At 72.1% G+C, this 22,532-nt stretch carries 19 protein-coding genes and 1 tRNA gene; 4 read left to right on the top strand and 16 right to left on the bottom strand.

Annotation, left to right across the window (positions count from 1 at the left end; translation table 11 throughout):
- The first annotated feature begins 92 nt into the window (after positions 1-92).
- Positions 93-1,586, top strand: coding sequence for an MFS transporter (locus CKY28_RS15930; protein ID WP_245841876.1), 1,494 nt, complete (start codon positions 93-95; stop codon positions 1,584-1,586).
- Positions 1,583-2,617: a serine hydrolase domain-containing protein gene (locus CKY28_RS15925; protein ID WP_095999376.1), complete on the top strand. Its 1,035-nt coding sequence runs from the start codon at positions 1,583-1,585 to the stop codon at positions 2,615-2,617. The genes CKY28_RS15930 and CKY28_RS15925 overlap by 4 nt, the downstream gene beginning before the upstream one ends.
- On the opposite strand, the gene dacB is transcribed toward CKY28_RS15925, so the two are convergent.
- From dacB to CKY28_RS15890, 7 genes are all read right to left on the bottom strand, one after another.
- On the bottom strand, positions 2,594-4,009 hold the full coding sequence (dacB, locus tag CKY28_RS15920; RefSeq protein ID WP_095999375.1) for a D-alanyl-D-alanine carboxypeptidase/D-alanyl-D-alanine endopeptidase: 1,416 nt from the start codon (positions 4,007-4,009) through the stop codon (positions 2,594-2,596). The genes CKY28_RS15925 and dacB overlap by 24 nt on opposite strands.
- A complete protein-coding gene (locus CKY28_RS15915; RefSeq protein WP_095999374.1) occupies positions 4,006-4,890 on the bottom strand; it encodes a LysR family transcriptional regulator in 885 nt (294 codons plus the stop codon). Before CKY28_RS15915 ends, dacB begins: the two co-directional genes overlap by 4 nt.
- Positions 4,887-6,143 (bottom strand): dicarboxylate/amino acid:cation symporter, encoded by a 1,257-nt coding sequence (locus CKY28_RS15910; protein WP_095999373.1) that lies wholly within the window; start codon positions 6,141-6,143, stop codon positions 4,887-4,889. Before CKY28_RS15910 ends, CKY28_RS15915 begins: the two co-directional genes overlap by 4 nt.
- Positions 6,140-7,132 (bottom strand): N-acetyl-D-Glu racemase DgcA, encoded by a 993-nt coding sequence (gene dgcA, locus CKY28_RS15905; protein ID WP_095999372.1) that lies wholly within the window; start codon positions 7,130-7,132, stop codon positions 6,140-6,142. The genes CKY28_RS15910 and dgcA overlap by 4 nt, the downstream gene beginning before the upstream one ends.
- On the bottom strand, positions 7,090-8,127 hold the full coding sequence (gene dgcN, locus CKY28_RS15900; protein WP_095999544.1) for an N-acetyltransferase DgcN: 1,038 nt from the start codon (positions 8,125-8,127) through the stop codon (positions 7,090-7,092). The genes dgcA and dgcN overlap by 43 nt, the downstream gene beginning before the upstream one ends.
- A 69-nt stretch (positions 8,128-8,196) precedes the next feature.
- Positions 8,197-9,783, bottom strand: a complete 1,587-nt coding sequence (locus CKY28_RS15895) for an N-acyl-D-amino-acid deacylase family protein (protein ID WP_095999543.1) — start codon at positions 9,781-9,783, stop codon at positions 8,197-8,199.
- A 2-nt stretch (positions 9,784-9,785) separates the two neighbouring features.
- Positions 9,786-12,083, bottom strand: a complete 2,298-nt coding sequence (locus CKY28_RS15890) for a penicillin acylase family protein (RefSeq protein ID WP_095999371.1) — start codon at positions 12,081-12,083, stop codon at positions 9,786-9,788.
- Between the two features lie 230 nt (positions 12,084-12,313).
- Here CKY28_RS15890 and CKY28_RS15885 point away from each other — a divergent pair, with 230 nt between their 5' ends.
- Positions 12,314-15,346 (top strand): TonB-dependent receptor plug domain-containing protein, encoded by a 3,033-nt coding sequence (locus CKY28_RS15885; RefSeq protein ID WP_095999370.1) that lies wholly within the window; start codon positions 12,314-12,316, stop codon positions 15,344-15,346.
- A gap of 26 nt (positions 15,347-15,372) precedes the next feature.
- Here CKY28_RS15885 and CKY28_RS15880 read toward each other — a convergent pair whose 3' ends face one another.
- The 3 genes from CKY28_RS15880 to CKY28_RS15870 all read right to left on the bottom strand — a co-directional run bounded on the left by CKY28_RS15880 (position 15,373) and on the right by CKY28_RS15870 (position 18,529).
- Positions 15,373-17,241 (bottom strand): gamma-glutamyltransferase family protein, encoded by a 1,869-nt coding sequence (locus tag CKY28_RS15880; protein ID WP_095999369.1) that lies wholly within the window; start codon positions 17,239-17,241, stop codon positions 15,373-15,375.
- A 79-nt stretch (positions 17,242-17,320) separates the two neighbouring features.
- Positions 17,321-17,395 (bottom strand) — tRNA-Gln (locus CKY28_RS15875).
- 45 nt (positions 17,396-17,440) lie between these two features.
- Positions 17,441-18,529: a branched-chain amino acid aminotransferase gene (locus tag CKY28_RS15870; protein WP_281253258.1), complete on the bottom strand. Its 1,089-nt coding sequence runs from the start codon at positions 18,527-18,529 to the stop codon at positions 17,441-17,443.
- A 63-nt stretch (positions 18,530-18,592) separates the two neighbouring features.
- On the opposite strand from CKY28_RS15870, the gene CKY28_RS15865 reads away from it, so the two are divergent.
- Positions 18,593-19,084 carry a MarR family transcriptional regulator gene (locus tag CKY28_RS15865; RefSeq protein WP_095999541.1) on the top strand — a complete coding sequence of 164 codons (492 nt, stop codon included), beginning with the start codon at positions 18,593-18,595 and terminating at the stop codon, positions 19,082-19,084.
- A gap of 24 nt (positions 19,085-19,108) precedes the next feature.
- On the opposite strand, the gene proC is transcribed toward CKY28_RS15865, so the two are convergent.
- From proC to CKY28_RS15835, 6 genes are all read right to left on the bottom strand, one after another.
- Entirely contained in the window at positions 19,109-19,909 is an 801-nt protein-coding gene (proC, locus tag CKY28_RS15860; protein ID WP_281253257.1) for a pyrroline-5-carboxylate reductase, read from the bottom strand.
- A 29-nt stretch (positions 19,910-19,938) separates the two neighbouring features.
- The gene (locus tag CKY28_RS15855) at positions 19,939-20,442 is read right to left on the bottom strand and encodes a type III secretion system chaperone family protein (protein ID WP_095999367.1); all 504 of its coding nucleotides are present in this window, start codon (positions 20,440-20,442) and stop codon (positions 19,939-19,941) included.
- Between the two features lie 103 nt (positions 20,443-20,545).
- Positions 20,546-20,797, bottom strand: a complete 252-nt coding sequence (locus tag CKY28_RS15850) for an accessory factor UbiK family protein (protein ID WP_095999366.1) — start codon at positions 20,795-20,797, stop codon at positions 20,546-20,548.
- A gap of 15 nt (positions 20,798-20,812) precedes the next feature.
- On the bottom strand, positions 20,813-21,334 hold the full coding sequence (locus tag CKY28_RS15845) for a TspO/MBR family protein (protein ID WP_095999365.1): 522 nt from the start codon (positions 21,332-21,334) through the stop codon (positions 20,813-20,815).
- A gap of 120 nt (positions 21,335-21,454) precedes the next feature.
- Positions 21,455-22,189 carry a TlyA family RNA methyltransferase gene (locus CKY28_RS15840; RefSeq protein ID WP_095999364.1) on the bottom strand — a complete coding sequence of 245 codons (735 nt, stop codon included), beginning with the start codon at positions 22,187-22,189 and terminating at the stop codon, positions 21,455-21,457.
- Complete coding sequence (locus tag CKY28_RS15835; RefSeq protein WP_095999540.1) at positions 22,189-22,506, bottom strand: winged helix-turn-helix transcriptional regulator; 318 nt, start codon at positions 22,504-22,506, stop codon at positions 22,189-22,191. Before CKY28_RS15835 ends, CKY28_RS15840 begins: the two co-directional genes overlap by 1 nt.
- Positions 22,507-22,532: the final 26 nt, after the last annotated feature.

The following is a 22,532-nucleotide window of genomic DNA, read 5'->3' as shown; positions in this document are numbered from 1 at the left end:
GGTCAGCACCGCATGACGGGAATATGCGAAGGCGATACGAACATAGGCATCGACCACGCGACGGCCGCCCCGCACTTCGTTAGGAAAGGCGGATGACCTCGATCGCCGCCGTCGCGGCCTCCCCCGCCGCCTATCGCGCCCGACCGGACCGGGGGAGCATGGCGCTCTTCGGCCTGCTCGGCTTTTCGGCGGGGCTGCCCTTCTACATGTTCTCGACCGTGCTCGCGCTCAGGCTGCAGGCGGACGGGGTCGCGCTGGCGGTGATCGGCTTCTTCGCCTGGGTGCAGCTGCTGCCGACGCTGAAGTTCGTCTGGGCGCCGCTGCTCGACCGCTTCGTCGTGCCCGGCTTCGGCCGCTGGTGGGGCAAGCGCCGGGGGTGGATCATGCTGGCGCAGCTCGGCATCGCGTCCTCGATGGCGGCGCTGGCGTTCACGGGCGGCGACGGTCTGGCCGTGACCGCCCTCTTCGCCGTGCTGCTCGCCTTTTGGACGACGACGCTGGAGATCGCGGCGGACGCGTGGCGCATCGAGCTGTTCCCGACCCAGGACGAGCAGGGGCCGATCGTCGCGGCGAACCTCTGGGGCTACCGCAGCGCGATGGTCGCCGCGGGCAGCGGCGCGCTCTTGCTGGCGGATGCGGGCGGGTGGACGCTCGCCTATCTCGCGGTCGCGGGCGTGGCGTTCCTGCCCTTTCCCGTGCTGGTCGCGATGCGGCCGGCCGACGGCGCGGGAGGCGGGCGGGGCGCGGCGCTCCTGGCGGGCCTGTTGGCGGGCGCGGCGATCCTGCTCGGCGCGGCGGCGCTGACGGCGGGCGTCGGCTCGGTCGCGCTGGGGCTCGCGGCCGCGGCCGGCATCGACGGGCGGGCGAACGTCACGCCCTGGGTGCTGGGGCTGTGCATGCTGCCGTTCCTGGCGATGGCCGCCGCGCTGCCGCGCATCCGCCGCGCGCCCGCCGACGCGTGGGTCCGCCGGTCGGCGGCGATCGGGCCCTATGCCGACTTCTTCTGGCGATACGGCTTCGCCGCGATCGTGCTGATGGCGTTCGTGTCGCTCTACCGCATGGGCGACGTGCTCGCGCTCAACCTGTCCAAGCCGATGATCAAGGAGCTGGGCTATGGCCTCTCCCAGATCGGCCGCGCCGACGGCGTGGTGGCGCTCGCGGCGAGCGTCGCCGGTGTCGGCACGGGCGGCTGGCTAGTCACGCGCTGGCGCATGGGATGGACGTTGGCGCTCGGCGCGCTCACCGCCGCGATCGGCAACTTCGGCTTCGTCTGGCTCGCGCACCGGGAGGTGGCCGAGCCGGTCCTCTACCTCGCCACCGCGCTCGACCAGTTCGGCAACGGGCTCGCGGGCGCGGTGTTCGTGGTGTACCTGTCGTTGCTGGTGAACCCGCGCTTCTCCGGAGCGCAATACGCCTTTCTCACCGGTTTCGCGTTCCTGCTGCCGCGGCTGCTCGCGGGCGCGGGCGGGACGATCGTGGGGGCGATCGGCTATGACAATTTCTTCCTGCTGTCGGGCGTGCTGAGCCTCGCCGCGATCCCGTTCCTGCCGGTGCTGGCGCGCGTCCGCCCGCGTGACGACGCGTGATCGAGCAGGTCGCCGACGCCGCGTTCGCGCCGGCGCTCGCCTCCGTCGAGGACGGCCGCATCCCTGGCGCGACGCTCGGGATCGTCACCGCCGACGGCGCGCGCGCCGTGCGGACGGCCGGCCTCGCGCAACGCGTTCCAGCACCCGAGCCGCTCACGCGCGGACACTGGTTCGACCTCGCCTCGCTCACCAAGGTAATCGCCACCACCAGCTTCGTGCTCAGGCTGGCCGACGAGGGGCGCATCGACCTCGACCGGCCGCTGACCGACGCCATCCCCGACCTGCGCCAGTACGACGTCGCGAACGCGCCCGAGCGGCGGCTGACGTTCCGCGACTGCCTGGCGCACCGCACCTTCCTGCCCGCGGTAGAGCCGATCTACACTTATGGCGACGACCCCGCCCGATTGCGCGCCTTCGTGCTCCAGCGCGAATGGCGACACGGCCCGCCAGTCTATTCGGACATCAACTTCATCCTGTTGGGCATCGTCGTGGAGCGGCTGACGGGGGGCGGGCTCGACGCGCTGCCGCTCGACCCTGGCCTGGCCTGGGGACCGCCGCCCGGCCCGGCGGTCGCGACCGAGCTGTGCCCGTGGCGCGGGCGCGTGCTGAAGGGCGAGGTGCACGACGAGAACGCTCATGCGATGGGCGGGCGCACGGGCCATGCCGGGCTGTTCGGGACGGTGGACGGCGTGCTCGACTTCGCGCTGGGCCTGCTCGACGGCAGCGGCGCGTCCTCCGCGGCGATCGAGGCGATCCGCACGCCGTTGGAGCAGCACCGCATGCTCGGATGGGAGATCCGCCATCCGGGCTGGTCGGGCGGACAGGCCTGCTCCGCCGGCACGATCGGGCATACCGGATTCACGGGCACGGGGCTGTGGATCGACTGGGAGCGCAGGCTCGCCTGGACGCTGCTCACCAACCGCGTACATCCGACGCGGCACTTCGACAGCGGCATCTTCGAGCTGCGCCCGGCGACAGGCGACGCGCTGATCGCCGCCTGGGACGCGTCAGTTGGCGGCGGCGACCGCTAGCAGCGCCGCGTCGATCGCCGCCGTCGCCGACGCGTCGCCCGGCACGTCGTTGGCGAAGGCGGAGAAGGTGAGCCTGCGCCCGCTCGCCGCGACCATGTGACCCGACAGCGCGTTCGTCGCGTTGAGCGTGCCCGTCTTGGCGAACAGCTTGCTCTCGAGCGGCGTGCCCTTGAAGCGGCGGGCGAGCGTACCGTCCACGCCCGCCACGGGCAGCGTCCCGCGCCACGCCTCGCCCCAGGGCTGCGCCTCGACCCAGCGCAGAAAGCGGATCGTCGCGCGGGGCGTCACGCGGTTGTAGCTCGACATGCCGGAGCCATCGGCGAAGTCGTAGGCCCAGCGCTCCACGCCTGCGAGGGTAAGCATCGCCCGCACCGCCGCGCGCCCGTCCGCGACCGACCCCGTGCCGCCGACCGCGCCGACGCGGCGCAGCAGCAGGTCGGCGTGGAGGTTCTGGCTGACCTTGTTGGTGACGGTCAGGTCCTCAGCGAGCGGCGGCGGGCTGAGGCGCGCCAGCACGGGCGGCGCAGGCGGACGCGCGGGCGGAGCCGCACAGCGGGTCTCCGGATCGTCGGCCGGCCCGATCGGCCGGTGGCGTACGCCGACGCGGCCCGTCACGCGAACACCTTCTCGTCTGAGCAGCGCCGCGAGCCGCCAAGCGGCGCGGTGCGCGGGATCGTCGACGCCGACGGTCAGAGTTTCAGTTGCCGTTCCGGCCGGCACGGTGCCAGTCACCCGCAGCAGGTCGCTCCCCGGCGTGCGCGTGGCACTCAGCGACGCCTTGCCGCCGGCGACCGTCACCGCGCGGTTCTCGATCCGGTAGTAACCGTCGCCGGTGATCACCGGCGCCGCGCCGGGTGCGCCGGGCCGGACGTCGAGCACCGCGACATTGTCGTCGATCGTCAACGCCGAGATCGCGGTGCCGTAACGCCCGGCCATGTTGTTCCAGCTCATCCCCACCGGCCAGCGCTCGTCGGGAAAGAAGCTGTCGTCACCGATCACGTCTCCGACGACGCGGGTGCGCGCCGCGACCGCGCGCGCGAGTTCGACGAGGCAGTCTGTGCGGCAATCCGCCGCGCTCGACAACCGCGCGTCGCCGTGGCCGGCGAGCACCACGTCGCGGCCGTCGAGCCGCACCGTCGCGCCGGCGGCGTCGGGGCCGGCCGTGTCGAGCGTCGCAAAGGCGGCGGCGGTGGTGAACATCTTGGTGTTGGACGCGGGCACGAAGCGCTCGTCGGGGCGGATGGCGACGATCTCGTTGCCGGTGTCGTCGACGACGACGAGGCCGATGCGCGCGCCCGGCCCCGCCTTGGCAAGCGCGGCCGCGACGGTGGCGTCGGGCTCGGCGCGGACGGGGGCAGCCAGCAGCGCGAGGGCGAGCGTGACTTTTCTCATCGCCCCTCGATCACGTCGCTCAGGGTCGTCAGGAACTCGCCCGCGAGCGCGCTAGGCGGCCGGTCGAGCAGGTGGACGGCGTGCACGTCGTAGGTCAGCGAGGGTTTCAGCGGCCGCATCGACAGGCCGGGCGCGAGCGACGCCTCGGCGGTGAAGCCGTCGACCACCGTGCAGCCCACGCCCGCGCGGACGAGTGCTGCGGCGATATAGAAGGTGCGGGCCGACGCGACCTCGTCCAGCTCCACGCCCAAGCGGTCGAGCTCGGTCGTGAAGGCGCGGCCGATCGGGCCGCTCGCCGCGAGCGAGATGAAGGGCCGGCCGGCGAGCTGCGCCAGCTCGATGCGGGGCGGCGCGTCGGGCATGTCGGCCTCGCGGTAGAGCACCACTAGCTCGCCCTCGCCGAGCCATGCGGAGCCGAGCGGTGCGCCCAGCGGCACTTCGGACGCGATGGCGAGGTCGGTCTCGCGCTCGTACAACTTCCGAAGCAGGTCGTCGTGGTGGATCGTCTGGAGGTCGAAATGCACCTCCGGCCGCCGCCCGAGGAAGCGCGCCACGGCGGCGGGCAAGGGCCCCAGCGCCAGGCTGGGGAGTGCGGAGACGCGAAGGCTCGTTCCCGCGCCGAGGCGCAGGTTGCGGCCCACCTCGCGCAGCGCGCGCACGCGTTCCTGAATTTCGGCGACGCCCGAGAAGAGCGCGTGCGCGTCCTCCGTCGGCACGAGCCGCCCGCCCGTGCGCTGGAACAGCTCCAGGCCGAGCTGGCCCTCGGCGTGGCGCAGCGTCTTGGAGACGGACGGCTGCGACACGTTGAGCGCGCGCGCCGCCGCGCTGACCGAGCCGTTGACGTAGACCGCGTGGAAGATCTCGATATGGCGCAAGTTCATGCCGGCGCAGATGCTAGACCTCGGAAGCGCGGCTCGTCCAGCGCGCCCTCGGCGCGGGCGACCAGCGTCGCCACCGTGAGGTTGGCGGACGCGGACGGCACGGTGCGCGTCATGTCGAGCAGGCGGTCGAACGGCAGCACGAGCCCGACGACGAGCGCCGTCTGCTCGGGTCCCACGCCCACCGCCGACAACATCGCGGCCAGCATGAACAGGGACGCGGACGGGATGGGCGCGGTGCCGAACGCCGCGAGCGCGCCGGTGAGCAGCATGACGACGAGCATCCACCCGTCGGGGACAACGCCCAGCGCCTGGAGCGCGAACTGGCCGAGCAGGCCCACATACATGGCGGTGCCGTCCTTGCCGATGCTGGCGCCGAGCGGGAGCACGGTAGATGCGATCGGCCTGGCGACGCCGAGGTTATCGCTCGCGACCCTGAGCGCGACGGGGAGCGTCGCGGAGGACGACGCCGTCGAGAACGCCACCGCCAGCGCGTCGACGATCCCGCGGTAGAAACGCACCACGGGCAGCCTGGCCCAGAGCCGGATCAGCGTGGCGTGCACCAGCGCCATCTGTGCGAGCGACGCGACGAGGACGCAGAGCGCCAGCCAGCCGATGTTGACGAACACCGCCGCACCCCCTGTCGCGACCGCGTTGGCGATCAGCGCGAGCACGCCGAAGGGGGTCACCTCCATCACGATGCGGACGATGTGGAGGAGCACGTTGCTCAAAGCTTGGAGCAGCGCCACCACGGGCCTGCCCGCCTCGCCCGCGACGACGCTGCCCACGCCCAGCAGCACGGCGGTGAACAGGATCGCGAGCATGTCGCCTTTGGCGAGCGCGTCAATAATGTTGGTGGGAATGATGTTGAGGAGCTGCTCGGCCGGCGTGACGGGCTGGCCGAGCGCGTGCGGCGCGACGCCGGCGAGCGCGATCCCCTCGCCCGGGCGGATCAGGAGGCCGGTCGCCATGCCGATCGTGACCGCGATCAGCGTCGTAGCCGCGAACAGCGCCACCGTACGCCCGCCGATCGGCCCCAGCCTTCGCGGATCGCCGAGTGAGGCGATGCCGGCGGCGACGGTGACGAGCACGACGGGCACGACCAGCATGCGGATCAGCCTGACGAACAGCTCGCCCAGGATGCGGATCGCCGCCGCGCCCTCCGGCCAGAGCATGCCGAGCGCCACGCCGAGCACGAGGCCCGCGACGACCCGCTTCCAGAGCGGGATCGCGAACCAGCCGCGCGCGAAGCTCAAGCCACGCCGCCCCAGAAGCCGGGCGCGGGCGGCGACATGACGCCGTCGCGGTCGACCACGCCGCCCGGCCGGTCCTCGGCCAGCCAGAGCGGGCCGTCTAGGTCGACGAACTCGGCCCCGCCCGCCACCAGCATCGCCGGCGCGATACTCAACGACGACGACACCATGCAACCGACCATCAGCCCGAACCCCCTCGCCTTTGCGGCCTCGCCAAGCTGGAGAGCCTCGGTCAGCCCGCCCGTCTTGTCGAGCTTGATGTTGACGTGGCTGTATCGACCGACGAGCGCGTCGAGGTCGGCGCGGGTGTGGAGCGACTCGTCGGCGCAGACGGGGACGCGCCAGCGCCGGCCCGCCAGCGCGCCGTCTTCGCCTGCGGGCAATGGCTGTTCGAGCAGGTCGACGCGGCTCTCCACGAGCAGGTCCTCCAGCCGCTCGAGATCGCCCACGCTCCAGCTCTCGTTCGGGTCGACGATCAGCCGGGGGTCGGGCGCGGCGGCGCGGACGGCGCGGATGCGCTCGGCGGCGTGCTCGGCGTCGACCTTGACCTTGAGGAGCGGCGCGCGCGCGGCCCGGCGCGCGGCGTCGGCCATCGCCGCTGGCGCGTCGATGCCGATCGTGATCGCGGACGCGATCGGCGCGGGCGCGGGCCGGCCGGCGAGCGCGGCGACGCTCGTGCCCCCGAGCCGCGCCTCCAGGTCCCACAGCGCGCAGTCGACGGCGTTGCGGGCCGCGCCGGCCGGCATGGCGCGCGCCAGCTCCTCCCGCCCCGCGCCCGCTTCGATCAGCGGGCGCACCGCCTCGACCGCCGCGAGCGCGCCGTCGACCGTCTCGCTGTAGCGCGGATAGGGCACGCCCTCGCCGCGGCCGACCGCGTCGCCTTGGCCGATCGTGACCGTCACCACCTCGGCGACGGTCTTGACGCCGCGCGAGATGCGGAACGGGCGGCTCAGGCCGAAACCGTCGGCTTGGGGCTGGAGGGTGCGAAGCATCGGAGGGTCCAGTCGGCGATCGGGTCGGCGCCGAAGCGGAAGGGATCGGTGCAGGGCAGCGCGAGCCGGTCGGCGGTCTCGTCGCACAGCCGTCGCGCCGCGACCTCGTCCATCTTGGACGTGTTGAGCGCGACGCCGACCGCGCGGACGTCCGGGCTGGTCAGGCGCGCGACCTGGAGGTTCATCGCCAGGCACTCGGCCAGGTCGGGTAGCGGGTAGTGCGGCAGCCCGCGCATGCGCGGGCGCGACGGGTCGTGGCACATGACGATCGCCGCGGGCTGAGCACCGTGCAGCAGGCCTGTCGACACGCCCGCGAAGGAGGGGTGGAACAACGAGCCCTGCCCCTCGATCAGGTCCCAGCCGTCGTCGTCGCGGGCGGGGCTGAGCGCCTCGATCGCGCCCGAGATGAAGTCGGCGACGACCGCGTCGAGCGGCACGCCCTCGCCTGCGATCAGGATGCCCGTCTGCCCGGTCGCGCGGAAGTCGGCCGCCACGCCCCGCGCGCGAAATGCATCCCGCAGGACGAGCGTCGTGTACATCTTGCCGACCGAGCAGTCGGTGCCGACGGTCAGCAGCCGCTTGCCCGCGCGGGGCAGGCCGTTGCCGACGGGCAGGTCCGCCGGCGGGTCGCGCACGTCGAAGAGGGTAACGCCGGCCTCCTCCGCGGCCTGCACCAGCCGCGGCTCGTCGCGCAGGCGCTGGTGGAGCCCGGACGCGACGTTCATGCCCGCCGCGATCGCCTCCAGCGCTTCCTCGACGAGCGAGGGCGCGAGCCGCCCGCCCGGATTGGCGATCCCCAGCACGAGCGTCCGCGCTCCGGCCCCACGCGCCTCCGCTAGCCCCAAGCGCGGCAGGCCCAGCGTGAAGCGGCACTCGTCGTGCCGGAACTCGCCCACGCAATCGTCGCGGCGGAACACCGCCAGTCCGCGCGAGGTCTTGAGGCCGACTTCGTCGTCGGAGCGACCTAAGTAAAGGAGATACGGTGCCGGGATCATGGCGGCCAGCGTAGCGCCGGGGAGCGCGGCGTCGCCAGTGGCGGAGGTGGGGCGATCCATAACGTCGGGCTATGCGGGGCAGCCGGCCGGGCGCGGCCGCCTGAGCGCGCGGCCGGCGGCGATGCCGGTAGGCGCGCCACGCTCAAGCGCGAGACGGCCGTTCACCAGCAGCGCGTCCACGCCCACGCTGGGCTGCGTGGGCCGGACATAATCGGCGCGCGGCGCGTAGCGCTCGGGATCGAACACCACGACGTCGGCGTGGTAGCCGGGCCGCAGGTAGCCGCGCCGCGCGATGCCGTAGATGTCGGCGGTCAGCCCCGTCGATCGGCGGATGAAGTCGGCGAGCCCGATCACCTTCCGCTCGCGGACATACACCCGGTACTTGCGCGGAAAGCTGGCGAACTGGCGCGGGTGGCCGTCCGACCCGTCGGACGCGGTCACCACCCAGGACTGGCGCATGATCAGATCGACGTCGCGGTCGGCCATGTTGAAGCTCGCCACGCCTGCCCCGGCCGGGTTGTCGCCCGCGGCGTTGGGGACGCGCAAGATGCGGATCGCGGCGTCGATCGGCTCCACCCTCCACCCGGCCGCCGCCTGCCCGAGCGTCTTGCCCGTCCAGGGCCGGCCCGCGCTGGTCAGCAGGATCGACTCCGGGCCGCCGCGCCGACGCAGGTTCTCGCGCATCTCCGTCCTGATCCGCGCGAGCAGGCCTACGTCGTCGAGCCGCGCGAGCAGCGCCTTGTAGCCGCCGTCCACCGCCCAGTTCGGCACCAGCGCGGCGTCCAGGCTGGAGCCCGACGCGAGCCACGGATACTGGTCGGCGGTGACGCGCAGGCCCGCCGCCCGCGCCTGCTCGATCGCGGCAATGAGCGCGGGCGCCTGGCCGTGCAGGTCGACGCCCAATGCCTTCAGGTGCGAGAAGTGGACGGGCGTTCCCGCCGCGCGGCCGATCGCGAGGGCCTCGCGCGTCGAGGCCAGGAGGCCGATCGTGTAGTTGGATTCGTCGCGCTGATGCGTATCGTACAGCCCGCCGCGTTTGCCGACCTCGGCGGCGACCGCGACCACCTCGTCGGTCCTGGCGTAGCTCTGCGGCGCGTAGAACAGGCCGGTCGACAGCCCCAGCGCGCCCTCGCACATCGCCTTGGCCGCGAGCGCGCGTTCGCGGGCGAGCTCGGCGGGCGTGGGCGCGCGGTCGACGCGGCCCAGCACGCGCGTGCGGATCTCGCCGAAGCCGACCATGGCGGCGACGTTGGTGCCGATCCCGCTGCGCTCCAGCCGCCCCAAGTCGGCCGCGACGTCGGGCGAACCGCGGCCGTCGCCGCCCACCACGATCGTGGTGACGCCCTGCGCGAGCCAGGGGAGGTTGAGCCGCTGCTTGGGATCGGCCGAGCGGATATAGGTGTCGGGATGCGTGTGCGGGTCGATGAAGCCGGGCGCTACGATCTTGCTGCGCGCGTCGATCACCCGCTTCGCGGTGGTGTTCCGGCCGGGACCGGCATAGACGATGCGGTCGCCCGCGACCTCGACGTCGCCGACGAACGGCGGCGCTTCCGCGCCCGTGTAGATCGTGCCGCCGCGGATCACGACGTCGACCGACGGCCTGGTCGCCGCCGGCCCGGCCAGCAGCGCGGCGCAGCAGAGGATCAGGCGGCGCAGGCTCACGGCGTCAGCACCGTGCGCCGCTCCGCCGCGGCGTCCACCGCCGCGCGGCTGAACGGCATGGGCAGCATGTCGCCCCTGATCCAGGGGCCGTAGTGGTCGCGGTAGTGCGGCGAGCGCGGGTCGTTCGACTGGCCGGGCAGGTTGATCATCACCGAATCGTCCCACGCGCCGACGTCGATCACCTGGAGGTAGCTCGCCCCGCCCGTGGTGCGCCAGCCGCCTCCGCCCGGCGTCCAGCGCGCCATGACGGTGTAGCCGTCGCCGCCCGAGCCCCTGCCCTCGATCGGCGGGAACGCCGCGGCGATCGCCGGGATGCGCGACAAGGGATGCGCGATCCGCACCTGATGGAGCGTTCCCCAGCGCCACCGCGACGGGTCGGGGCCGAGCTGCGCCTGCGCTTGGCTCCAGGCCGCGGCGAGCGCCCCGTCGATCAGCGCGTCCCGGCCCGGCAATAGCCGCAGCAGCTCGCCCGCGGCGATGTCGGTGACGAGGTGCCTCGCTTGCTCCGGCACCACCGCCGCGAGCACGCGGTCGCCCAGCTCGCGCCACAGAATCTGGAACAGCGCGGCGGGCGCGCTGTCGGCGTCGAGCCGCGCGTCCCAGCCAGCGAGCATCGCCGCCGCCGGCCGCGCGGCTTGCGAGGGTGCGCGCGGGAGCAGCGCCACGAGCCGCCGCGCGGGTTCGGACAGCGTGTCGTGCTGGAGCCGGACGCTGTCGGCGAGGCTGTGCTTGGACTGGGCTGCCAACACCTCGGCGACGCGCTCGTAGCGGTACGGGTCGCGGAACGAGAAGGCGGGGATGCGGTCCCTCGGATAGTCCGGCGGCAGGTTGTTCTGGTTGGCGGACGCGAACCAGCCTTTGGCCGGGTTGTACTCGCTCGGCAGCGACTCGAAGTCGCGCATGCCCGTCCAGTCGTAGCGCCCGTCGCCCGGCACGGGCAGTAGGCCGTCGCCGCGCTTGCGCACGGGCGCGAAGCCGATCACCTGCCAGCCGTGATTGCCGTCCACGTCGGCATAGTGGAAGTTGGTCGGCGACGGGTGCAGCTTGAACGCGCGCCGGAGCGATCGCCAGTCGCGCGCGAGGTTGATCGCGATCATCGCGAACGCGCCGCTGCCGCCGGGCTGCATCGCGATGGACGCGACCGCGGTGGCGCGGCGGCGGGCGGGATCGTGCGACACGACGGGCCCCTGCGCGGCGTAGCGCAGCGTGACGGTGCGCGGCGCCTCGCCCTTGACCGCGATCTCGGCCGCGACGCGCTCGAAGCGCCGCCACCCGCCCTCGTGGCGATACCGCTCGGGGTCGGCGGGATCGAGCTCGAGCACGAACAGGTCGGACTGGTCGATGTGGAAGTTAGTGCGGCCGAACGCGAAGCGGTCGGTATGGCCCTGCATGACGCCCGGCAATCCGGGCGCGCCGCCGCCGATCACGTCGAGGCCCGGCGCGGAGAGGTGCGCCACATGGCGCGGGCCGAAGCCGCCGATCCCGAGATGCGGGTCGTTCGCCAGGATCGGCCGGCCGGTCGCGGTGCGGCTGCCCGCCACCGTCCAGGCGTTCGATCCGGCGTTGGCGCGCTCGACCGGGTCGGGCGCCGCCACCGGCGTGTCGGGGCCGAACGGCAGGCCGCCCGTCAGCAGGCTCCCCATATCGGCCTCCGACACGGCGGCCGCGTCCAGCCCTTCGGGTACGCTGAGCGTCCAGGCCGGGCGCAGCGGCGCCACCAGCGCGTCCAGCTCCAGCAGGCCGAGCGCGGCGAGCTGGGCGCGGCGGACCTCGTCGTCGATGTTGCCGATCTGGACGCCGCGCGTGAGCACCAGGTCGCGCAGGTCCCAGCGCAGCGGCATGACGCCCAGGATGCCGTACTCGAGCGGCAGCAGCGCGGGGTCGCGCTCCACCTCCGCGATACGCGCGTTGACGCCCGCGACATAGGCGCGCGCGCAGGCCAGCACCTCGCGCGGCACGCGGGCGAGCTCCCGGTCGAGGTCGCCGCGATAGAGGAACAGGCGCGCGGCGGCGTCATGCTCCGCGAAGCTGGGCCCGAACGCCTCGGCCAACCGCCCCAGTTCGCGCCGGTGCGCCAGGTCGATCTGGAACAGCCGGTCGCGCGCGACGACGTAGCCCTGGCCGAAGAACGCGTCCGGCTTCGAGCGCGCGCGGACGTGCGGCACGCCGTACACGTCGTCGACGATCTCGATCGGCGCGGACAGGCCGGGCCTGCGCAGCCGCTGCCGCGCGACGACCCCGCCTGCGGCCAGCGTCGCGGCGGAGCCTAGCAGGAAGGAACGGCGGGAGAGCATGCGCGGCCTTCATGCCGTCCGAAGCGCGCGGAAAGCTAGCCTTGTTATGCCGTCCGGTTATGGACCGATAAAGCGATAGAAATCAGCGGGGCCTTGACGCTGCTCGGCCCGGCCCGGCAGCTTCAAGGATCGGGATACGGCGCCGTACGGCGTCGCACATGGTTCGGGGGACATGATTGATGGGTAGATGCGGTAATCGGGGTCGGCTGCGCCTTTGCACGCTGACGGGCATGAGCGCGCTGGCGGTCGCCGCCTCGCTCGCCGCGCCCGCCGCCGCCCAGACGCCGATCGCGCCGCCCGCGCAGGACGCGCCCCCGCCCCAGGAGGGCACCGGCCTGTCGAGCGCGGCCACCGTGCAGCCGACCGAGACCAATCCTGCCGCAGCTGAGGACGTGGTCGTCACCGGCACGCGCATCGTCCGCGACGGATTCCAGGCGCCCACCCCGCTCACCGTGCTGACGGCGGAGGAGATCCAGAACAGCTCGCCGTCGAACAACGTCGCCGACTTCGTCAACCAGCTGCCCTCGCTCGCCGGTTCGACGCGGCCGTCCAACTCGCGCCTCAACCTGTCGAGCGGACAGGCGGGCATCAACGCGCTTAACCTGCGCAACCTGGGCGAGGTCCGCACGCTGGTGCTGCTCGACGGACGGCGCTCGGTCGCGTCCACCGTGACCGGCCTGGTCGACGTCAACACCATCCCGCAGTTGCTGATCCGCAGCGTCGAGGTCGTCACCGGCGGCGCGTCCGCCGCGTACGGATCGGATGCGGTCGCGGGCGTCGTCAACTTCGTCCTCGACAAGAAATACAAGGGGCTGAAGGTCGCGATCGACAGCGGCATCACCGAGGAGGGCGACGGCCACAACTACTCGCTCGGCGTCGCCGGCGGCCTGGCGTTCGGCGGCGACGACCGCGGCCACATCCTGCTGAGCGCCGAGGTCGCGCACCGCGACGGCATCTTCCAGGTCGACCGCGAGTGGAACGCGACGGGCTATGTGCGCATCCAGGACCCGAGCTGGACCGCGAACAGCACCTCGCCGCAGTTCCTGATCCGCCGCCAAGTAGGCGCGGTCAACTCGACGCCCGGCGGCATCGTCACCGCCAGCGCCGCGCTCGCGAACAGCGGCGTGGCGGCCAACTCGCTGCGCGGCCTCTACTTCGGCCCTGGCGGCGCGGTGCAGCGGTTCCAGTTCGGCGCGCTCACCTTCCCCTCCCCGACCGGCACGGCGCCGCCGACGCTGACGCAGGGCGGCGACTGGCGGGTCAACGACTCCGGACGGCGCATCGGCCTCGACCCGGAAGACGACCGCCACGGCGTCTTCGGCCGGCTGAGCTACGAGATCGCGGAGGGCGTCGAGCTGTTCGCCGAGGGCGCGTACAACCGCCAGCGCGTGTTCTTCAACGCCGGCCCCAACCTCCAGACGGGGATCACGCTCCAGCGGGACAATGCGTTCCTCATTAACACGCTGGGCGCGAGCCGGCTCGCCGGCATCAACACGGTGACGATCGGCACGACGTCCGCCGACCTGCCCTTTCGCGCCGTCGACAACCGGCGCGAGGTCCAGCGCTACGCCGTCGGCGCGGAAGGCTCGACGGAGCTGCTCGGCCGTCGGGCGACGTGGAACGCCTACGCGCAGTACGGCCGCGCCGACCTGCGCGAGCAGCTCCGTAATATCCAGAACCTCACCCGCATCAACGCCGCAACCGACGCGGTGTTCGCGCAGGCGGGCAACCCCGCCGGCGTCGCGCCGGGCACGATCGTCTGCCGCATCAACGTCGACGCCAACCCGAACAACAACGATCCCGGCTGCGTGCCGTTGAACCGTCTGGGCGTCGGCGTCGCCAATCCGGCCGCCATTCCCTACGTGCTCGGCGACCCGTACCGCGACGAGGTCGTCGAGCAGTATGTCGGCGGCTTCAACACCTCCTTCACGCCGTTCGCGACCTGGGCGGGCGACGTCAGCCTCGCGCTCGGCGCCGAGTATCGCGAGGAGAAGATCAAGGGCTTCGTGCCCGCCGAGTTCCAGCCGCTCGCCACGACGGACGCGGCCGGACGGCCGACGACGACCAACCGCTGGTCGGTGGGCAACTACCTGCCCACCAACGGCGAGTACGACGTCAAGGAGGCCTATATCGAGACGGTGGTGCCGCTCGGCTTCGGCCTGGAATTTAACGGCGCGGTGCGCGCGACCGAGTACTCCACCGCGGGTTACGTCACGACGTGGAAGGCGGGCGCGACCTGGCAGCCGATCGAGGACATCCGCTTCCGCGTCACGCGGTCGCGCGACATCCGCGCACCCAACCTGAACGAGCTTTATCAGGCGGGTTCCGCGAACAGCGACGCGGTGCGCAACCCGTTCTTCACGACGGACGGCCGGAACGGCCCGGCCAATTTCGGCTATTCGGGCATCGCGACGGGCAACCTGAACCTCAGCCCCGAAAAGGCGGATTCGTGGAACATCGGCGGGGTCTTCTCGCCGCGCTTCCTGCCGGGCTTCAACCTGTCGGTCGATTACTTCCGCATCGACCTGAAGGATGCGATCAGCACCTTCACCGCGCAGAACATCATCGACCTGTGCTTCCAGGGGCAGCAGGAGTTCTGCGCCGCTTACAGCGTGGACCCGATCCGCTCGGCGCCGAACCAGCCTTACCTGCTGTTCCGCACGCAGCCGTTCAACGCCGCCAGCCAGCTGGTTCGCGGCATCGACATCGAGGCGTCCTACCGCACGCGGCTGGACGCGATGTTCGCCGACGCGCCGGGCGACGTGACGCTGCGCGGCATCGCGACCCGCTATATCGAGAACTTGTTCAACAGCGGCGTGCCGGGGGCGGTGCCGATCGACTCCGTCGGCTCGCTCGGCGGCGGCACGGGGCTGACGGCGCAATCGGTCACGCCCAAGTGGATCTACCGCTTCAGCGCGACCTACGACACGCCCAGCTTCTCGATCACCGGCGTGGGCCGCGGCGTCAGCGGCGGCAAGTACGTCGCCAACGGCATCGAGTGCCAGGCCGGCGGCTGCCCGCCCTCGACGACGCAGTTCCCGACCTATGACGAGAACCGGATACCCGGCGTGTTCTACGCCGACCTGAACCTTACCGGGCGCATCGACATGGGCGGCGCGGAGGCGGAGCTGTTCCTCAACATCACCAACCTGTTCGACCGCTGGCCGATCCTGTTGCCCGAGACCGGACTGGCCGCGAACAGCACCTATTCGGACCTGCTCGGGCGGCAGTTCCGGGTCGGCATCCGCATGCAGACGCGCTGAGGCGGCGCGGCGCCCGCCCGGGCGGGCTAATAGGCCAGGGCGCAGCCGTCCGCGCGCATCTCGCTCGCGGCCGCCCAAACCCGCGTCGCGCCGTCCAGGCGGCGCTCGACCGCCTGATATCGGCCGAAACCGCCGTCCGGCTCGCCGATCGCCCAGCCCATGCCCGCCAGCGCCGCGCGCGTCGCGTCCGGCACGCCCGTCTCCAGCCGCAACAGGCCGGTCGCGGGCAGGCCGGGCCCGTCCTCGCCCATGCTCTGCGACGAGCCCTCATGGTGCCAGCGGGGGCTGTCGCCCGCCGACTGCACGTCGAGGCCGTAGTCGACGCGGCTGACGATGATCTGCGTCTGCCCTTGCGGCTGCATGTCGCCGCCCATCACGCCGAAGCTCATCCACGGCTCGCCGCCGCGCGTCGCGAAGCCGGGGATGATCGTCTGGAAGGGCCGCTTGCCGGGCGCGTAGATGTTGGGGTGGCCGTCCTCCAGGCTGAACAGCTGGCCCCGGTCCTGGAACATGAAGCCCAGCCCGTCCGCGACCAGCCCCGAACCCATGCCGCGGAAATTGGACTGGATCATGGAGACCATCATCCCGTCGCGGTCGGCGCAGGTGAAGTAGGTGGTGTCGCCGTTCGACGGCGCGCGGCCGGGCCGCACGGCGGGGTTGATGCGGTCGGGCCGGATCAGCTTGGCGCGCTCGGCGGCATAGTCCTTCGACACGAGCCAGTCGGCCGGCACGCGCGCGAAGTTCGGGTCGGCATAGTAGCGGGCGCGGTCCTCGTAGGCGAGCCGCTTCGCCTCCGCCTGGAGGTGGATCGAGCGCGGCGACTGGAAGCCCTCGGCGCGGAGGTCGAACCGCTCCAGCATGTTGAGCATCTGCAAGGTCGCCAACCCCTGCGTGTTCGCGCCTAGCGCGTGCACGGTGACCCCGCGATAGTCGGCGGCGTAGGGCTTGACCCATTCCGACCGGTGGCGCGCCAAGTCGTCGGCGCGCAGCCATCCGCCGATCCGACGGAAGTAGCGGTCGATGCGCTCGGCGATCTCGCCTCGGTAGAAGGCGTCGCGCCCGCCCCGCGCGATCAGGCGATAGGTCTGCGCGAGGTCAGGGTTGCGGAACACCTGGCCGACGCTCGGGCCCTCGCCGCCCGGCGCGTAGGTACGGAGCGCATTGGCGACCTCCTCGATGCCCGTGCCCGGTCGGCGGAACGCGGCGATGCTGCGTCGCGTATAGTAGCTGACGATGTCCGGAACCGGCGCGCCACCCTCGGCATAGGCGATGGCGGGCTCGAACAACGCGGCCCAGGGCAGCTTGCCGTAGCGGCGGTGGAGCTCCCACCAGCAATCCACCGTGCCCGGCACCGACACGGTCACCGCGCCGAGCGGCGGCAGCACGCCGCTTCTGGCGCGGGCGCGCACCGTCTCGAGCGACAGGCCGCGCGGGGACGCGCCCGATCCGGCGATGCCGACCACCTGGCGCGTACGCGGGTCCCAGAGCATGGCGTAGCAGTCGCCGCCGATCCCGCAGGCGGTGGGCTCCAGGAAGCCCAAGCACGCGTTGATCGCGATCGCCGCGTCCACCGCCGACCCGCCGCGGCGCAAGATGTCGATCGCCGCCTGCGTCGCGAGCGGATGCGCGGTGCCCGCCGCGCCCGACACGCCGTAAACGGCGGTACGCGACGCGAAGCTCGCGCCTACCGGCCGGTCACCGGGACCGACGTCCGGCCGCACGAACCGCGCCTCGCCCTCGACCCAGCGGCCGGGGAGCGGTCCGCCCGTGCGGGTCGGCGCGCCGCCCTGGCCGGGCGCGGGCACCGCCGGTTGCGGGCTGGGCCGGCCCTGCTGCGCCGACAGGGGCGCTGCGGCCACGGCCGATGCGGAGGCGAGGAAGGTGCGGCGATCCATGGGTGAACTCCTTCGGAGCTCGAGCCAGTGTCCCGCTAGCGGACCGAACGCAATCCCGCGGTTCAGCTTTCGTGCGGAGTGGCTGGGGCGGGAGGATTCGAACCTCCGCATGACGGTACCAAAAACCGTTGCCTTACCGCTTGGCGACGCCCCAATGCCGGGCGGCGCTTATAGCCGCTCGCCCACGCTTTCCAAGCCCTCAGCTAAGCCGGTGGAGCCAGCCGTGCGGGTCGGGCGCGCGGCCACGCTGGATGGCCTGGAGCGCGTCGGACAGCGCGGTCGTCACCTGCCCCGGCCCGCCCGCGCCGATGCGGAACGTCCCGTCCGGGTCCGCCACCTCGGCGATCGGCGTCACCACCGCCGCCGTGCCGCAGGCGAAGGACTCGGTCAGCCGTCCCGACTCCGCGTCGGCGCGCCACCGGTCGAGCGCATAGGGCTCCTCGCGCACGGTCATGCCCCGGTCGCGCGCGAGCGTCAGGATCGAGTCGCGCGTGATGCCGGGCAGGATGGTGCCGGTCAGCGGCGGCGTCTGGATGCTGCCGTCCTCGAACACGAAGAAGACGTTCATGCCGCCCAGCTCCTCGACCCAGCGGCGCTCCGCCGCGTCGAGGAACACGACCTGGTCACAGCCCCGCGCGATCGCCTCCTTCTGCGCGAGCAGGCTGGCCGCGTAGTTGCCGCCGCATTTCGCCGCGCCTGTGCCGCCTGGGGCCGCGCGGGTATAATCCTGGCTGACCCAGATGCGGATCGACTTGGGCCCGCCCTTCCAATAGGCGCCCACCGTCGAGGCGATCACCATGTAGAGGTATTCGCTCGACGGCCGCACGCCCAGGAACACGCTGGTCGCGATCTGGAATGGACGGAGGTAGAGCGACCCGCCCCCGGAACCGTCGGGCACCCAGTCGCGGTCGGCGTCCACCAGCCGCTCAATCGACTCGACGAACAGCTCCTCCGGCAGCTCGGGCATCGCCATGCGCCGCGCGGAGTCGCGGAACCGGCGCGCGTTCGCCTCCGGGCGGAACAGCGCCGTGTTCCCGTCGTCGAGACGGTACGCCTTCAGTCCCTCGAAGATCTCCTGCGCGTAGTGGAACACGGACGAGGCCGGATCCATCACCAGCGGCTTGCGCGCGGTGACGGCGGCGTCGTGCCACCCGTCCGCCTCCGACCAGCGGATCACCGCCATGTGGTCGGTGAACAGCTGCCCGAAGCCGGGATCGGCCATCCGCGCCGCGCGCTCGTCGGCGGGCAGGCTCTCGGGGTTCGGATCGAAGCGGAAGCGCGTGGCCAAGTGCGATGTCCAGTGAAAAGTGAGGCTTGCGGGCGCGTAAGTTGCCCGTCTAATCGGGTCAACATGGCTTCCGCCCCGTCCGCTTCCCCCCTGTTCCTCCGTGAACCGGAACTCCGCCGTGGTCTCGAACTGCTGTACTTCGGCCAGAGCCACATCACCCGCGCGATCGACCGCGGCCTCGCCAAGCAGGGCCTGGGCCGCGCGCACCACCGCGCGCTCTACTTCATCGCGCGCAAGCCCGACATGACGGTTTCCGAGCTGCTGAGCCTGCTCGCGATCACCAAGCAGTCGCTGGGCCGCGTGCTGAACGAGCTCAGCGACCGCGGTTTGGTCGAGGCTCGTCCGGGCGAGCGCGACCGCCGTCAGCGCCTCCTGCGCCTGACCGCGGCGGGCAGCGAGCTGGAAGGGCAGCTGTTCGACGCGCTGCGCGAGAAGCTTTCGGCGGCGTATGTTCGCGCGGGCCAGCACGCGGTGGGCGGCTTCTGGGCGGTGCTTGAAGGGCTGATCCCCGAGGACGAGCGCTACCGCGTCGAGGGCCTGCGCGCGCGGGACTAGGCTAGCGCGCCGCGCGTGCGGAGCTTAGCGCGCCGCGGCCGCCATTTCGCGGTTGCGGCGCTCGGACGCGCGCAGCGTCTCGGTCAGCAGCCGCACCAACACCCCGTCCCGATCGAGCACGTTCAGACCCTCGCGCGTCGAGCCGCCGGGGCTCGCGACCTTGTCGGCGAGCGCGGCCGGGCTGTCGTCCGAGCTCGCGGCCATGATCGCCGAGCCCTCCACCGTCGCGAGCGCGAGGCGGCGCGCCTGGTCCTCCGGCAGTCCCAGCGCCGCGCCGGCCGCGCCCAGCGCGTCGATGAAGCGGAACAGGAAGCCCGGCCCCGATCCAGCGAGCGCCGTCACCGCGTCGAACAGCGCTTCGTCCGCGATCCATTCGTGGTGGCCGAGCGGCGCACACAGCGCCTCCGCCGTGCGCCGCGCCTCCCCGTCGACGTCGGAGCCGAACAGCGCCGTCACGCCCTTGCCGATCGCGACGGGCAGGTTGGGCATGGCGCGTATGATCGCGTCCGCATGGAACCGCCGACGCAGCGCCGCCTCCTCCACGCCCGCCAAGATCGATAGGAGCAGCTTGGGCCGGACGGCCTGGACGGCGGGCGTCACCGCGTCGAGCTGCTGCGGCTTGACGGCGAGGAGCAGCACGTCGGGCGCGGCATCGCGCGGCAGCTCGGGCGACCAGCGCACCCCGTCCGGCAGCGCGCGCTCTGTGCGCGTGATGACAGTGACCTGATCCGGCCGCAGCCCCGCCGCGAGCCAACGGCGCAGCATCGCGCCGCCCATGTTGCCGCAGCCCAGGAGCCAGACGGCTCCGGTGAGGGTTCCCAGCAAAACAGTAGTTTGCTGGGGTCCCCGCAGCGTCATGCCTCTCCCTGCGTCTCGATCAGCGCGGCGGCGAGCGCGTCCTTGGGGCTCTTGCCGCCCCAGAGAACGAACTGGAACACGGGGTAGAAGCGCTCGCACTCGTCGATCGCGCTCTCCACCAGCAGCTCGGCGGCGGCCAAGGACATGGTCCCTTCCTCCGCCCCGTCGATCATCGCCGCGTGGCGGTAGAGCAGCACGCCCGATGACGACCACAGCTCGAAATGGCCGATCCAGAGCTGCTCGTTGACCAGCCCTATCGTCTCGTAGATCGAAGCGCGGCGGTCGTCGGTGACCTTGATGTCGGGGAATGCCAGGAACTGCAGGACTTGGTCGTCCTCGCGCCATAGCGCGCGCAGCTCATACTCGGTCCAGCTGCCCTTGACGGTCGCCACGATCTCGTCGTCGTGCCGCTCGAAGCTCCAGCCATGCGCGGCGTAGTACGCCTCCAGCATATCGATGGGGGCGGCGTCGTCCGCCTCGAAATCTTGGCTGTCCAGCATCCGACCTCCCGCACCATGCCCCTTGGAAGGATGGTGCATCGCAGCGGACGCGCGCGCAAGCACAGCGTCCGCCCTTGTAGATAATCCTGTGGAAAAGCTGTGGCTAGCTCGCGCCGAGCCGCGCCTCCAGCGCTTCGAGCCGCGCGCGTAGCGCATCCGCCTCGTCGCGCGCGGCCGCGGCCATCGCCTTGACCGCCTCGAACTCGTCGCGGCTGACGAAGTCGAGACCGCCGATCCATTCGCGCGCCCGCTCGCGCGCCGATCCCTGCGCCTCGCGGCCCACGCCCGCCAGCGTGCCCGCGGCGCCGTTCACCAGCCGCACGAAATCGTCGAAGATCCGGTTCTCGGACTGCATGTCTTATCCTTGTCGTCAGCCGATGATTTGGGTCGTGCGGGCGCCCGGCGCAAGCGCTTCCGCATAGGGGTTGAGCTGGTCGATGCGGAAGTTGAGCACGCCGGCATAGCCGATCCACACGAGGTACGGCACGAGCAGCCACGCCGCGAGCCGTCGCACGCGCGCGAACGCCACCGTCGCCGCGATCCCGCTCAGCAGCATGAAGGCGATCAGCATCCACGCCTCCCTCACCTGATGCGCCCCAAAGAAGAGCGGCGTCCAGACAAGGTTGAGCGCGAAGGCGATCACGAACAGCGCCAGCGCCTTGCCCCGCCCGCGCGCGCCCTTGGCGTGCAGCACCATCGCCAGCGCCAGCCCCATGAGCACGTAGAGCGTCGTCCAGGCGACCGGGAACGCCCAGTTAGGCGGCGTCGCCGCGGGCTTGACCAGCGCCCGGTACCAGGCGTTCTCGTCGCCCGACGGCGCCAGCGAACCCGAGCCGAAGCCGAGCAGCAGCACCAGCGGCACCGTCACCACCGCCCAGCGCAGGAACGACATGCGCAACTGTTCCCTAGACGCGATGCCGCCCAAGCCATCCACTCCGTGCCATTTCGGCCCCATTGCCGGAGCCCGACGCCCCCGTCCATAGTGCGGCCGGTCAAGTCCGTGATCGGTGGCTCATTTTCGAACGGCGGCGAGCAGGAACTCGACATTGCCCTCCGGCCCGGTGATCGGGCTCGGCGTGACGCCGGCGACCTCCCAGCCTCGGGTCTCGACCCAGTCCGCCACCTCGCGGCACACGCGCTCGTGCACGGCAGGGTCGCGCACGACGCCGCCCTTCCCCACCTCCTCGCGCCCGGCCTCGAACTGCGGCTTGATCAGCGCCAGGAGCCGCGCGCCCGGCCCCGCGAACGAGAGCGGCCGCTCCAGCACCTTGGGCAACGAGATGAAGCTCGCGTCACAGACGATCAGGTCGACCGGCTCGGGCACGTGCTCCGCGGTCAGCAGCCGCGCGCTGGTCCGCTCGTGCACGACCACGCGCAAGTCCTGCCGCAGGCTCCAAGCGAGCTGGTTGGTGCCGCTGTCGACCGCGTACACCCGCGACGCGCCGCGCTGGAGCAGCACGTCGGTGAAGCCGCCCGTGGACGAGCCCACGTCGATCGCGACCGCGTGGCCCACCTCCCAGCCGAAATGATCCAGCCCGTGTGCGAGCTTGATGCCGCCGCGCGACACATAGGGATGGTCGCGCCCCTTCACCGTCAGCGCCGCGTCGTCGCCCAGCGCCTGGCCGGGCTTGTCCACCTTGCGGTCGCCCGCGAACACCAGCCCCGCCATGATCAGCGCCTGCGCGCGCGTGCGGCTCTCCGCCAGTCCGCGGTCGACGAGCATCTGGTCGGCGCGGCGCTTCGCCATCAGGCGGGCCGGGGCAGCCAGGCGTCGCCCCAGTCGCGCATCGCCTCGACGACCGGCTGGAGCGCGCGGCCGGCGTCGGTCAGGCGGTAGCGCGCATATTTGGCTCGCGGAGGCACGCGTTCCAGCACCCCCGCCTCCACCATGGAACCGAGCCGCGCCGTCAACGTCGCGCGGCTGATGTCGAGCCGGCCGAGGAAGCCGTCGAACCGGTCCACGCCCAGGAACGCCTCGCGCAGGATCAACAGCACCCAGCGATCGCCGAGCACGCGGGACGCGCGGCCGATCGGGCACGGAGAGCGGGACGGCACGTATTTCACGTCCCGTTCCATAGGCGCTTGCCCGA

It is taken from the genome of Sphingomonas lenta, from assembly GCF_002288825.1.
Lineage (GTDB): Bacteria > Pseudomonadota > Alphaproteobacteria > Sphingomonadales > Sphingomonadaceae > Sphingomonas > Sphingomonas lenta.
This window is presented reverse-complemented; position numbering and strand designations above follow the sequence as displayed.